10 protein-coding genes and 1 pseudogene are annotated in these 12,539 nt (G+C 59.8%); 6 read left to right on the top strand and 5 right to left on the bottom strand.

Features of this window, described 5'->3' with window-relative positions:
- Positions 1-42: 42 nt before the first annotated feature.
- The 5 genes from GWQ31_RS18775 (at position 43) to GWQ31_RS18755 (ending at position 5,765) form a co-directional block, all read left to right on the top strand.
- Positions 43-891: a patatin family protein gene (locus GWQ31_RS18775; protein ID WP_275910006.1), complete on the top strand. Its 849-nt coding sequence runs from the start codon at positions 43-45 to the stop codon at positions 889-891.
- A 544-nt stretch (positions 892-1,435) separates the two neighbouring features.
- A complete protein-coding gene (locus GWQ31_RS18770) occupies positions 1,436-2,410 on the top strand; it encodes an isocyanide synthase family protein (protein WP_042867512.1) in 975 nt (324 codons plus the stop codon).
- A gap of 10 nt (positions 2,411-2,420) precedes the next feature.
- A complete protein-coding gene (locus GWQ31_RS18765) occupies positions 2,421-3,296 on the top strand; it encodes a TauD/TfdA family dioxygenase (RefSeq protein WP_275910005.1) in 876 nt (291 codons plus the stop codon).
- The gene (locus GWQ31_RS18760; RefSeq protein ID WP_275910004.1) at positions 3,296-4,579 is read left to right on the top strand and encodes a nucleotide disphospho-sugar-binding domain-containing protein; all 1,284 of its coding nucleotides are present in this window, start codon (positions 3,296-3,298) and stop codon (positions 4,577-4,579) included. Before GWQ31_RS18765 ends, GWQ31_RS18760 begins: the two co-directional genes overlap by 1 nt.
- Before the next feature lie 265 nt (positions 4,580-4,844).
- Complete coding sequence (locus tag GWQ31_RS18755; RefSeq protein ID WP_021138156.1) at positions 4,845-5,765, top strand: L,D-transpeptidase family protein; 921 nt, start codon at positions 4,845-4,847, stop codon at positions 5,763-5,765.
- An 83-nt stretch (positions 5,766-5,848) separates the two neighbouring features.
- Here GWQ31_RS18755 and GWQ31_RS18750 read toward each other — a convergent pair whose 3' ends face one another.
- The 4 genes from GWQ31_RS18750 to fldB form a co-directional block, all read right to left on the bottom strand.
- The gene (locus GWQ31_RS18750) at positions 5,849-6,154 is read right to left on the bottom strand and encodes a type 1 fimbrial protein (RefSeq protein WP_265462843.1); all 306 of its coding nucleotides are present in this window, start codon (positions 6,152-6,154) and stop codon (positions 5,849-5,851) included.
- Positions 6,155-6,371: 217 nt separating this feature from the next.
- Complete coding sequence (locus tag GWQ31_RS18745; RefSeq protein WP_275910003.1) at positions 6,372-7,712, bottom strand: TldD/PmbA family protein; 1,341 nt, start codon at positions 7,710-7,712, stop codon at positions 6,372-6,374.
- Positions 7,712-9,112, bottom strand: coding sequence for a TldD/PmbA family protein (locus tag GWQ31_RS18740; protein WP_125607204.1), 1,401 nt, complete (start codon positions 9,110-9,112; stop codon positions 7,712-7,714). Before GWQ31_RS18740 ends, GWQ31_RS18745 begins: the two co-directional genes overlap by 1 nt.
- 196 nt (positions 9,113-9,308) lie before the next feature.
- On the bottom strand, positions 9,309-9,827 hold the full coding sequence (gene fldB, locus GWQ31_RS18735) for a flavodoxin FldB (RefSeq protein ID WP_169045544.1): 519 nt from the start codon (positions 9,825-9,827) through the stop codon (positions 9,309-9,311).
- Positions 9,828-10,032: 205 nt separating this feature from the next.
- On the opposite strand from fldB, the gene xerD reads away from it, so the two are divergent.
- A complete protein-coding gene (gene xerD / locus GWQ31_RS18730) occupies positions 10,033-10,944 on the top strand; it encodes a site-specific tyrosine recombinase XerD (protein ID WP_099994119.1) in 912 nt (303 codons plus the stop codon).
- On the opposite strand, the pseudogene GWQ31_RS18725 reads toward xerD, so the two are convergent.
- Positions 10,941-12,475: pseudogene (locus tag GWQ31_RS18725) on the bottom strand (diguanylate cyclase). The gene xerD and the pseudogene GWQ31_RS18725 sit on opposite strands and share 4 nt — an antisense overlap.
- Positions 12,476-12,539: the final 64 nt, after the last annotated feature.

Genomic DNA, 12,539 nt, shown 5'->3' with positions numbered 1-12,539 from the left:
AAGTGTGAGTCCATTCACAGAGCAAGTTCAGCGGGAGGTGAGATGAGTCGGCGGCAAACGGCCCTGGTGGTCGAGGGGGGCGCCATGCGCGGCATTTTTGCCGCCGGTGTGCTGGATGCTTTTCTGGCACAGGGCAGGACGGCGTTTGATCACTGTATCGGGGTCTCGGCGGGGGCGGTCAATCTGGCGGCTTTTCTGGCCGGTCAGCGGGGACGCAACCACAGCGTCATCACGGACTACTCCTGCCGCCCCGAGTTCATCAGTCTGGCCAGGTTCGTGCGCGGTGGCCACTGGCTCGATCTCGACTGGCTGTGGGCGATCACCATCCGCGAGTGCCGACTCGATCTAGCCCGCTTTGCCGTCAATCCGGTACCGCTGACAGTAGTGACCACCCGGGTCTCGGACGGCCAGGCCGCCTACCTCAAGGGGAACGCGGCCGAGCTGGAGCAGCAGATCAAGGCCTCCTGTTCTGTGCCCTTGGTCTATCGCGACTTCGTGCGCATCGGCGGGGAAGCCATGACGGATGGCGGGGTGGCTGACTCCATTCCGGTGCGTCATGCCTACGAGCAGGGGGCGCGCGATATAACTGTGGTGCTCTCCCGCCCCCTCGGCTATCGCAAGCGGGCGCCACGTCTGCCGGCCCTGCACCGATATCTGCTGCGCCAGACCCCGGCCCTGGCTCGCGCCAGCCTGGCGCGTCATCAAAGTTACAACGACGCCATCGACTTCATCCGCCAGCCACCGGCGGATTGCCACATCCGGGTCATAGTGCCGCCGGCGGGTTTTCGGGTCGGCCGCATGACCACAGACAAGGGGCGGCTGGAGCAGGGCTACCAAATGGGCTGGCAGGCGGCCCTGGACTATCTGGCGGCCAACCCGGCCCAGCCTTGAATCGTCTTGGCGGCTCCGCCCGGGGCCGCCACCATGAAAAACCATGGCGATGCCGCTGCGGGTCAGGGATGAATCATCCCACCTGCCACTCCCCGTCTTGATTGCCAGAGCCAGCGTTTGTTCGTCCGCTTAATATGCTGCTGGATAATAGTTTGCGATATTTAAAGCGAAATGGTCAGCATTGCCAGCATGAAGAAATATCACTGTTAAGTGGAGCTAAATAATCCACGAGTCAAATTGTGACGGAATAATAAAGCCGGTGGGGAACTTTCCTGACTGGTGTTTTTCAATACGTTTCAATATTCATTAAATCTGTTTTTATTCATATGCATAGGGTGAGTTAGCTTATGTGAAATAGATTGTTAGCGCTGGGTTGAATCTCTTTACATTAATGGCGAATTGATAGCCTGACTTCATCTCGGCTACTGTCCCCTCTCGATTCGTTTGGGTAGCAAACGGATACATCCATAATAACGACAGAGACTGGACGCATTGATAAAGAGTCATCTTTATTGATTTTATCCTGCCTAAAGGAGCCGGAATAATGAGTGGTTTATCTTCCCATCAAATTGCCCGTGAGATATTTGCCGAGCTGTTGCCCTATCGTCGTCGCTTCCCCGATCCCATCCTGGATCGGCACAGCGAAGAGCAGGAGGTGGCCGCCATCCAGATCCCCCGGTTGCAAGCCTTCATCGAGCGGGGCGAGACCATCACCTGCGTCTTGCCCGCCTTCCCCACCAAGTCGCCGAACCCGAACAAGGTGCTGGGCACCCTGCCGGACATGGCGGAGCGCCTCTCCCTCAGCTTTCTCAATCACCTCTGCCAGCGCATCCAGCTGCACTACCGGCCCGGCATGCGGATCCTGATCTGCTCGGATGGCCACGTCTTTGGCGATCTGATCCGGGTATCGGACCCGGCCATCGATGCCTATCAGGCCCACATAGAGCAGCTGATCCTGGAGCTGGGGGCGACCCACCTTGGGGTCTTTCACCTGGGGATGGTGGCGGGCATGGCCGAGTTTTGCGCCAGCCGCGACTTCGACACCCTGCGTGAACAGCTGGTTGAGCGTTATGCCGAGCCGCTGGCGCAGATAAGCGAGGAGGTGAAAACTACGGAGGAGGGGGTTCGTCTCTATCGTGCCATGACCCGCTTCCTCTATGAAGACAGCCAGCTGCCGGACACGCCACTCTCCAACACGGCGCTGCAGCGGGATGCCAAGTCGCGCACCCACGGCGTGATCCAGCGCAGCCGCGCCTGGGGCAAGCTGCTGGCGGAGCGCTTCCCCGAGGCCATCCGTCTTTCCATCCACCCCCAGGCCAGCCACAGCCTGAAGATGGGCATTCACATGTTGCCGACCCGGGATGACTGGCTCACCCCCTGGCACGGGGTGGCGGCCAATCTGGATGGCCAGTTCGTGCTGATGAAGCGGCGCGACGTGCTGGCCCTGGAGCACGAACTGGTCCATATCCATGGCCGTCCCAGTCACTACCTGATCCGCAGCAAGCAGGCCGCCGCCTGAGGAGTTCACCATGACAGCATCCATCATTCCCCTCGGCGGTGAGCACTGCCGCATTCAGCCCCATTCCCCCTTCGGCCTGCTGATCGAACCGGCCAGGAGCGAGCAGCCGGTACAGGCTCTGCCGGTCGGGTCGCTGCGCGAACTGGCCCGTCGCCACGGCGTGCTGATCCTGCGTGGGTTTGGTTCGGGTTTTGTCGACCCCGAGCGGCTGACCCATTACGCCGAGCGCTGGGGCGAGATCATGATGTGGCCCTTCGGCGCCGTGCTGGATGTGAAAGAGCACGAGAACGCCACCGATCATATTTTCGACTCCAGCTATGTGCCGCTGCACTGGGATGGCATGTACAAGCCAACCGTGCCGGAGTTCCAGCTGTTTCACTGCGTGCATGCACCGGCCGCCGATGAGGGCGGACGCACCACCTTCATCAATACCCGCCAGCTGCTGGTGGATCTCGATGGCGAGCGGCTGGCCCGCTGGGAGCGAGTGCGGATCACCTATCGCATCAAGCAGGTGGTTCACTACGGTGGCGAGGTGAGCTCGCCCCTGCTGGTGCCTCATCCGGTGAGCGGTGAAACCGTCATGCGCTACAACGAGCCGCCGCGCGAGGGGGTTCGCTTCCTCAACCAGCATGCGCTGCAGATCGAGGGGATCCCGCCCGAGGATCAGGGCGCCTTCCTGCAGGATCTGCACGAGCGACTCTATGATCCCCGCTACTTCTATGCTCACCAGTGGCAGCCGGGGGATGTGGTGATTGCCGATAACTTCGGCCTGCTGCACGGGCGGGAAGGCTTCACCGCCCGCTCGGCACGCCATATCCAGCGGGTCCATATCCAAGCCAGTCCGCTCTGCCTCAACCCGGCGCTGGCGCCGCAAGGGGCTGCGTGATGGCGACCATTTTGCTGGCGGCCACCGCCACCCCTGGCCACGTCAACCCCATGCTGGCGGTGGCCCGCCTGCTGGTGGGGGAGGGGCACAGGGTGTTGATGCTGTGCGGCGCTCTGTTCGAGAAAGGGATCCGCCAGAGCGGCGCAGAATTTGTGTCCTTCTCCCCCGAGGTGGATTTTGACTACCGGGCGCTGGAGCAGCACTTCCCCGAGCGTGCCGAGTTGAGCGGCACAGCCCAGATGGCGCTGGCACTCAGGCGTTTCTTCGCCGCCCCCATGGCGCAACACGACCGCCATCTGCGGGCGCTGATCGCGGCGGAGAGGGTGGATCTGCTGCTGGTGGAGAACGGTTTCTACGGCGTGCTGCCGCTGCTGCAACAGGCCCGCAGCCAGCGCCTTCCCATCCTGATGCTGGGGGTGAACCCCGTCTCTTTCTCGAGCCCGGATGCCATCTTCTACGGCCCGCGCATCGCCCCCGAGCTGCGCCGCTCCCTTGGCGAGCTGCCCTGGCTGGATGAACAGACCCGGCAACTGCAGGCCGAGGTGCAGCAGAGCTTCGATGCTGCCCTGGCCGAGGCGGGGGCGCCGCCGCTGGCGGCCCCCTTCACCGATGTGATGGTGACGGCGCCGGATGCCTTTCTGCAGCTCTCCTGCGCCGGCTTTGAATATGAGCGGCCGGAGCTTGAGGGGCTGATCCGTCATATCGGCCCCCTGTTGCCACCCAGGATTGCGTTGACGCCGCCGCCCTGGTGGGAACGGCTGGATGGTCGGCCGCTGGTCATTGTCAGCCAGGGTACCCTGGCCAACGTGGATCTGGGGCAACTGCTGATCCCGGCCATGCAGGGGCTGGCGGGTGACGAAGTGCAGTTGCTGCTGACCACGGGCGGGCGGGATCCTGCGCTGCTGGGGCCATCCATCCCCGCCAATGCCATCGTCACCGACCATGTGCCGTTCGAGCTGGCGCTGCCCCGTGCCGCCGTGCTGGTGACCAACGGCGGCTATGGTTCTGTGCAGGCCGCACTGGCCCACAGTGTGCCATTGGTGGTGGCTGGCACAGGGGAGGACAAGGCCGAGGTGGCCACCCGGGTGGCATGGAGTGGCGTGGGCATCAATCTGCACAGCAACGAGCCGACGGCAGAGGCCGTGGCTGCGGCAGTGCGCAAGGTGGTGCACGAGCCCCGCTATCGGGCACGGGCGCGCCTGCTGGCCGACGAGATGGGGAGGCTGGATGCCAGGGCCGCCATCAGGGAGGCTGTGACCCGCCTGCTTGCCAGAGCCTGCTGAAGAGAGGGAGACCCATGGGTCTCCCTTTTGTTCATGCACTACTCATTTGCTGATTGTTAGCTTGGCAAGGGTAAAAATGACAAGTCAGGGGCAGTGAATAGACTGTTCATGCAAAAAGAGCCATCCTGACGTTGAAATTTTGTCCGACTCAGGGAAGAATGCGCGCTCGGTGATTGGCCTCGGGCGCAAGGTGACTCGTCACAGGTCAGACCGAGGATGACACGGCCCCCGGCCAACTTGGTACAGGAAACCACACAGGAATTTTATGAATCCTTTTCGCACTGCCGCTTCGGCCCTTTTATTTACGCTGACGCTGGTCAGCTATCAGGCTGCTGCCGTTGAATACCAGCTGCCCGCTGCCAATAGCCGCCTGATCGGTGAGAACCTGGAGTATGTGGTACCCGCGGACAATCGCCCGCTGGAGCAGATCGCCTCCGACTTCCAGTTGGGCCTGACCAACATCATGGAGGCCAACCCCGGGGTCGACCCCTATCTGCCGACACCGGGCAGCAAGCTGATCATTCCTCATCAGCTGATCCTGCCAAATGCGCCCCGTGAAGGGATCGTCATCAACGTGGCCGAGATGCGCCTCTATTACTACCCGAAAGGCAAGAATGTCGTCGAAGTGCTGCCCATCGGTATCGGCCAGCTGGGTGTGAATACCCCGGAAAACTGGATCACCAAGGTTGAACGCAAGCGTGCCAACCCGACCTGGACTCCGACCGAGAACATCCGTCGCCGTTATGCGGCCCAGGGCAAGACACTGCCTGCGGTCTGGCCTGCGGGTCCGGACAACCCCATGGGTCTGCATGCCCTCTATATCGGCAACCTGTATGCCATCCACGGTACCAACGCCACCTTCGGCATCGGTCTGCGAGTGAGCAGCGGCTGCGTGCGCCTGCGCGCCGACGACATCAAGTATCTGTTCGACAACGTGCCGGTCGGCACCCGCGTCCAGTTCGTCAACCAGCCGGTCAAGTCCACGGTCGAGCCCGATGGCGGTCGCTACATGGAAGTCCATGAGCCACTGTCACGCAACGAGGAAGAGTTCAACTCCTCGGCGTCCGTGCCGCTTCCCATGACTCCTGCCATTACTCGCTTCATCGCTCATGCCGACAGCGACTCCAATGTGGTCAAACAGGTGCTGGAACAGCGCACCGGTATGCCGACGCGTCTCAACCCCTGAGCCTGATGGCTTGAATGTGAGACTCGGTAATGACAACGGCGACCTTATGGTCGCCGTTGTTGTTTCTGTCCTCGGCAGTGGGATTATTTGTGGCTGATGGTGACGATCGCCATTGTGCGGCCTTCATCGACCCACTGGTAGGAAACCTGACTGTGGGAGAGGCTCATTGACGCCTCTCTTGCCAGCTGTTGCAGATCAACTGTCTCGGTTGTTTGTGAGGGGCCGGAGAGGCAGGTGACCTGCATCTGCTTCTCTTGCTGGTTGACGCGGCAGGCATCTTCCACGATGGCGCCGCTGAAGGTGATGCGTCCTGTGCTGCTTGCCTGAGCGGCCTGTGCCATCGATATGCCCAGTGTGGCGAGGGTGATCGCCATTGCGATTGTCTTCATGCAGACCTCCATATTGTCTTGCACTTTGGTAGGAAACCGCGTTTTCATTGCCTTGCATTGTCAGTATCGACGGTGCCAGGCGGGGCATGAGCATTATTTGACCATTAGCCGGCAAGCTCCCAGCCACAGGTCAGAATAAAAAAGAGGGCAACCCTTGGGGTTGCCCTCTTGCTGTTCAGAACGGGACAAAGTGCCGTTTTGTCTTTATATGCGGGGCTTACTTGCCCGCGATGTTCAAACCACCGAAACGGATCAGCGGCGCGTAGAAGCCCTTGCCATCGTTGTGCTGCAGACGGTCACCGACAGCTTCCAGCTCGCCGAGCAGGCGGTAGAAGTTGCCTGCGACCGTGATGCCGCGTACCGGCTGCAGCCGCACGCCATCGCGGCACAGGAACCCTGACGCGCCGAACGAGAAGTCACCGCTCACCGCATCGGCCCCTGAGTGCAGACCATCGAGTTTGACCAGCTCCAGATACTCGCCGCTTTTGACCTCTGCCTCGCTGTGGGGGCCTTTGCCAAACACCAGATGGCGGGTGGTCACATCCAGCGCGCTGCGGGCGCTGCGGGCGGCCGAGCCGTTGCTCGTCACACCAAAATGGTGGGCGGTGGCGCTGTTGTGGAGCAGGGTTTTCAGCTCTCCCTCGCCAATCAGCAACAGATCCGAGGTGGCTGTCCCCTCGCCATCGAATGCCTTGATGTTCATGCCGCCCGGCATATAAGTCCGGCTCTCCAGGGTGAGCCAGCGAGAGGCCACAGACTGGCCCACCTTGTCTCGCCAGGGGTTGATCCCCTGCTGGGCCCACTTGCCCGACAGCGCTGCCTGGAAGCAGCCAAACAGGCTGGTGAAGCAGTTGGTGCTGAAAATGGCGCTGTAGCGACCGCTCGGTACCGCTTCTCCTGGCAGCAGGTCATGGGCCACGGCGTAGATCTGTTCGACAAGGGTCTGGCTATCCAGCTCGTCGAAGCGGCGGCCATACTGCCCTTGCGAGTGCATCGACTGGCGGCCATCCCGCTCCACCAGCGCCGAGGTATAGCAGCCGACGCTGAATTCACTGTGCTGGCAGAGGCTGCCCAGGCTGTTGGCGAGCCAGAGGCGGCTCTCCCCCTCGAAGAAGCTGTTGTAGGGGGCACCGGTCACATCAGGTTGCGCCAGCATATCCGCCTCGAGGCGCAGGGCTAGGGCGATCTTCTCCTCCACCGCCGTGGTATCGGGCTGGTTTATCTCGGCGCAGTCGGTGCTGATGCGGCTGCCGGCAACCGAGATGTGCTGATCCGGGTCCACCTTGGCAAAGCGGCTGGCATCCAGCGCATCCTGCAACATGGCATCCAGCGCCGCCTCATCGAGGGATTCCGAGTAGGCGATGCCGACCCGGCCATCCTTGATGAGACGAATGCCGAGCTGCTGACTGCTGGTGACCTTGTATTCCCCGAGCTCCCCCTTGTCGGCCTTGAGGGAGAAGGCTTTGTCCCGATTGGCGATGATATCCGCCTCGGCGCCCAGATCGGCGACCTTCTCCAGCAGGCGGGTGAGCAGGTTGTTCATGTCGAGTGTGCTCATCAGGCGTTCCCTCCTACCAGGATCTTGTCAACTTTCAAGGCGGGTTGGCCGACAGACGTGGGTACCGAGCCCGAGACGGAGCCGCACATGCCGGCGGCCAGCGCCAGATTGCTCCCGACCATGGAGATCTCTTTGAGCACTTGCGGGCCCGTGCCGATCAGGGTCGCTGATTTGAGCGGGCGGGTGATCTTGCCGTGCTCGATGAGATAGGCCTCCTGCACGTTGAAGTTGAACTCGCCGGTACCCGGCTGCACCGAGCCGCCCCCCATCTTCTTGGCATAGATGCCGTGCTCGACGGTGGCCAGCATATCGTCGAGGCTGTGGTTGCCCGGTTCGATATAGGTGTTGCGCATGCGCGAGGTGGGGGCGTATTTGTAGGATTCGCGCCTTCCCGAGCCGGTGCGGGCGTAGCCAGTCTTGAGGGCGCCCATTCTGTCCACCAGAAAACCGGTCAGCACGCCGTCTTTGATGAGCTGGGTGTGCTGGGTAGCCATCCCTTCGTCATCGACGTTGATGGAACCCCAGGCGTTGCTCTGCAAGCCTTCATCCACAGCGCTGACTGCCGGATTGGCGATCAGCTGGCCCATCTTGTCGTGGAATACCGAGGCCTTCTTGGCGACCGAGGTGGTCTCCAGCAGGTGGCCGCAGGCCTCGTGGAAGATGACGCCGCCAAAGCCGCTCTCCATGATGACCGGCAGGGTGCCGCTCGGGCAGGGGGCTGCACCGAGTTTCACCAGCGCTTGCCGAGTGGCGGTGAGGGCCAGCTCGCGCGGATCGATACGATCCGCGTGTTCCCAGCCCATCAGGGCGCCGGGCGCCTCATAGCCTACGCTCTGCTCGCTCCCCTCAACGGCGATGGTCTGGGCCATGATGCGGTTGTAGTGGCGGCGATCACTCACCTGCAACCCTTCGCTGTTGAAGATCTCCACCTCCTGCTCCCAGCCCAGTACATTGCCGGAGAACTGGCTCACCTTGCTGCTTTCGGCGCGTGCCACCGCATCCATGGCGTGCAGATAGGCGATCTTCTGCTCCAGCTGCTTGTCGGCTGACAGCGGCAACGCCACCGGGTTGCGATCGGTCAATCGGGTGAAATCGAAGGCGGTGGCGGTCACCACTGGGTCGCGTCTGTCTTTGGCCGCCAGCAGAGTGACGATGCGCAGCAGCTCGTCGCGGCTGGCCAGATTGGTGTAGCCGTAGAGCACCTTGTGGCCGTAGCACAGGCGCACGCCTATGCCGAAATCGAGGCCGCCACTGATGTTCTCTATCTGGCTGGAGAGCAGGCTGAGCTGGCTGCGGCGTTTGCGCTCCACAAACAGCTCGGCGAAGTCAGCCCCAAGCGCCAGCGCGTGATCGAGTACATCGCGGGCAATGGCGGGGGCCAACAGGGAGAATGGGGTCATAGAATATCCTTTTCTGGTCTGTTCCTGTTTGCTTCCGACACCCATTTTGATTGGGTTATGGGGTGTCGATTGCATTGTTGCAGACCAGCACAAAAAAGTCGCTATAGCGTCAAGCGATGATACCGATTGAGAAAATCGGTGCTATAACTGCGCCCGGATGGCCAATGCATCGGGACACTGGCCGCCGGTCAGGGGCTCACAACAGTTCGTGGATCTCGCCGAGGATCTGGTCGACCCACTGCTCGATGCGAGATTCGGTCTGGTCATACTGGTTGGCGTCATCGAGGGCCAGCCCGACGAAATGCCGGCCATCGTCGATCAGCGCCTTGGAGGCGTCGAACTCGTACCCTTCGTTTGGCCAGTAACCCACCAGTTTGACCCCCTTGGGCACCAGCTGATCGTGCAGGAGGCCCAGGGCATCCTGATACCATTCGCCATATCCCAGCTGATCGCCCATGCCAAACAGGGCTATGATGCGCCCCTCCAGATTGACATCGGCTATGTCTTCCCAATGGGATTCCCAATCTTCCTGCAGTTCGCCGAAATCCCAGGTGGAGATGCCCAGGATCAGGATGTCGTACTCCTGCATGCGGACAAGGGGCACATCCTTGATGTTATGGATATCGACCAGCTCGGGGCCAATGAGGGCGCGGATCTTCTCGGCGGCCATCTCGGTGTAACAGGTGGTGGAACCGTAAAACAAACCTATCTTCATCGCACTGTCCTTACCGTAAAACAGATCGCTCTTCATCCTGGCGGCGCGTGGGGCGTACGCGCCCGGAGGCAACAGGGAGGGGCGCCAGTTTAGCAGATAGACCGACGCCCTTCACGGGGCAAGCGTGGCGCAGGCCCTCAGATCCCGCTGTCGTCCGGCGCCGGGCGCGCTACAATGAGCCACCGTTTGCCCAAGACCCAGTACCATGACCAAGCCAGCCTCCGCCGTGCACAATCACCCCCTGATCGAACCTTTTCTCGATGCCCTCTGGCTGGAGCGGGGACTCTCTGACAACACTGTCAGCTCCTATCGCAGCGATCTGGAGAAATTTGCTTTCTGGCTCGACGGGCAGGGGGGCTCTTTGTTGCTGGCGGGGATGGATGACATACAGCACTATCTCGCCTGGCGGGTGGACCACCAGTTTGCCGCCAGCAGCACGGCTCGCTTTCTGTCTGCCCTGCGCCGCTTTTATCAGTATCTGAACCGCGAAAAGCTGCGCAGCGATGATCCGACCGTGCTGCTGGAGGGGCCCAAACTGCCCAAGAAGCTGCCCTCTGACTTGAGTGAAGCCGAGGTGGAAGCACTGTTGCAATCACCGTTGGTGGACGACCCGCTGGAGCTGAGGGACAAGGCGATGCTGGAGCTGCTCTACGCCACAGGGCTGCGGGTATCCGAGCTGGTGGGGCTCACCGCCGAGCATGTCAGCCTGCGTCAGGGGCTAGTGAGGGTGGTGGGCAAGGGCAACAAGGAGCGACTGGTACCCATGGGGGAGGAAGCGGTGCACTGGCTGGAGCGTTACTACCGGGAGGCCCGCACCCTGCTGCTGGGGGGCACCAGCTCGGACGTGGTATTTCCCTCCAAGCAGGCCCGCATGATGACCCGTCAAACCTTCTGGCACAGGATCAAGCTCTATGCCCAGCGTGCCGGTATCCGCGGGGAGTTGTCTCCCCATACCCTGCGCCACGCCTTTGCCACCCATCTGCTCAATCATGGCGCCGATCTGCGGGTGGTGCAGATGCTGCTGGGCCATGCGGATCTCTCCACTACTCAGATTTACACCCATGTGGCCAATGAGCGACTCAAGGCGCTGCACGGCGAGCACCATCCACGTGCTTAAGCGCGCTGCAAGCGATTCTTGCCCGTTTGCTTTGCCTGATAGAGGGCAGCATCCGCGCGGGCCATCACACTGTCCGGTGGGGTATCGAGGGATTCGGCAATGCCACCGCTAAAGGAGACGCTCAAGCCTGGTTCACGCCAATCCTGCTGACCCATGCTGACGCGCCACAGCTCCATCAACTGCTGCGCGCTGGCAATGTCAGTTTGTTCAAAAATAGCGACAAACTCTTCTCCCCCAAAGCGGCAAAGGGTTGCGTGTTCCTCCAGCAATTGGTTACCGAGCTGAGCGGTGCGCTTTAAAACGGCATCGCCGATTGGATGGCCATAGGTATCATTGATTCGTTTGAAGTTATCAATGTCGATAATCGCCAATATGTATTGGCGATTATCTTTGTGTAGCGTGGCCAGGGTCTCTTCCAGATGACGGCGGTTGTATAAGCTGGTTAAAGCATCACGCAAAGATTTCTCTGTCTCAGCCTGCATTTTATCTGAAATCATTACTATTTCATCTTCCAGTTCTTCAATGCCGGCCAGTTTCGGGATCACAATTTGTTGTCCTGCTGGTGTGACCCTTAATTGGCGCACCACTTGAACCAATGTGCTTATTGTATGCTCCAGTCGCTGTCTGAAAATAATAGCGACCAGCGTAAAGATAGAGAGCGACAATATCAGGCTGATTAATGTGGTTGGCAACATTTCACCAATCAAAAAACTGTTGGTAAAAGGGAACACTGTGATGACCAGCCAGGATGGATTATTATGCAATGCATGGTAAGCGATGAGCTCTCCATCCGTATTCATGAATGAGCCATTGCGACCTTTCAGTTCATCAGTCCAGGATGTGACCAATGGCATGCCGTTTTCAAGCGGATCACTGTGGGCGATAACCAGTCTGCTGCCTCGGTCGTAAAGCATATAGCCGACCTTGTCACCGCTCTCCAGCAGCCTGCCAATTCGGGCTGAAAAAACCTTCAAGTTGAGATCTATTCCGATTACTCCCAGAAAATTGCCTTGATTATTCAGTACTGCGTGAGAAAGCGTCACGACAGGTGTTTTTTGAACGGCATCAATATAAGGTGAGCTCCAGATACTGGTACCTGGCTTTCCCATCGCATTCTGGTACCAGGTTCGTTGGGTTACATTGATATCCTGTGGCATGGATGCCAGCGAGAAGTTGGTTTGCTCATTATTTTTCAATACATAATAAACCGTCTTTATCGGCCCTTCAGGATAAAGAAGATATTGCCAAATGTCGTGATATCTGGTGCGCAAGGAAATCGGCAATTGACCATCGTTTTTTTAATGTCATCGATGATGATGTTTATTTGTCGTTCGACAGAAGACAGCGAGTTGTCCCATTGCTGGCCAGTGCTGTCATTAAAAAACCGCATTGTATTAAGCAGAGTGTTTTTTTGCATCACAGAAAAAAGATATGCGCTGCCCAGCGTTGTCAAAACAAGAGGCAGCGCCAGCAAAAATAGAAAGCGAAGAATAAAACTGTGATTGGAGCTGGATGAGGGGGTCACTGACATAATCACGATGCCTATCTAGCGATGGAATAGGTATAACCATAGCTGATGGGCATCGTGATATGTG

It is taken from the genome of Aeromonas sp. 2MA4 (assembly GCF_029237305.1).
GTDB classification, from domain to species: domain Bacteria; phylum Pseudomonadota; class Gammaproteobacteria; order Enterobacterales; family Aeromonadaceae; genus Aeromonas; species Aeromonas salmonicida.
The sequence above is the reverse complement of the archived record's forward strand: the minus strand, read 5'-3'. Positions and strand labels throughout refer to the sequence as shown.

What these genes read in the sequence shown, in the direction of transcription:
- GWQ31_RS18775 (WP_275910006.1), top strand. Translation starts at nt 43, where the DNA reads ATGAGTCGGCGGCAAACGGCCCTGGTGGTCGAGGGGGGCGCCATGCGC.
- GWQ31_RS18770 (WP_042867512.1), top strand. Translation starts at nt 1,436, where the DNA reads ATGAGTGGTTTATCTTCCCATCAAATTGCCCGTGAGATATTTGCCGAG.
- GWQ31_RS18765 (WP_275910005.1), top strand. Translation starts at nt 2,421, where the DNA reads ATGACAGCATCCATCATTCCCCTCGGCGGTGAGCACTGCCGCATTCAG.
- GWQ31_RS18760 (WP_275910004.1), top strand. Translation starts at nt 3,296, where the DNA reads ATGGCGACCATTTTGCTGGCGGCCACCGCCACCCCTGGCCACGTCAAC.
- GWQ31_RS18755 (WP_021138156.1), top strand. Translation starts at nt 4,845, where the DNA reads ATGAATCCTTTTCGCACTGCCGCTTCGGCCCTTTTATTTACGCTGACG.
- GWQ31_RS18750 (WP_265462843.1), bottom strand. Translation starts at nt 6,154, where the DNA reads ATGAAGACAATCGCAATGGCGATCACCCTCGCCACACTGGGCATATCG.
- GWQ31_RS18745 (WP_275910003.1), bottom strand. Translation starts at nt 7,712, where the DNA reads ATGAGCACACTCGACATGAACAACCTGCTCACCCGCCTGCTGGAGAAG.
- GWQ31_RS18740 (WP_125607204.1), bottom strand. Translation starts at nt 9,112, where the DNA reads ATGACCCCATTCTCCCTGTTGGCCCCCGCCATTGCCCGCGATGTACTC.
- fldB (WP_169045544.1), bottom strand. Translation starts at nt 9,827, where the DNA reads ATGAAGATAGGTTTGTTTTACGGTTCCACCACCTGTTACACCGAGATG.
- xerD (WP_099994119.1), top strand. Translation starts at nt 10,033, where the DNA reads ATGACCAAGCCAGCCTCCGCCGTGCACAATCACCCCCTGATCGAACCT.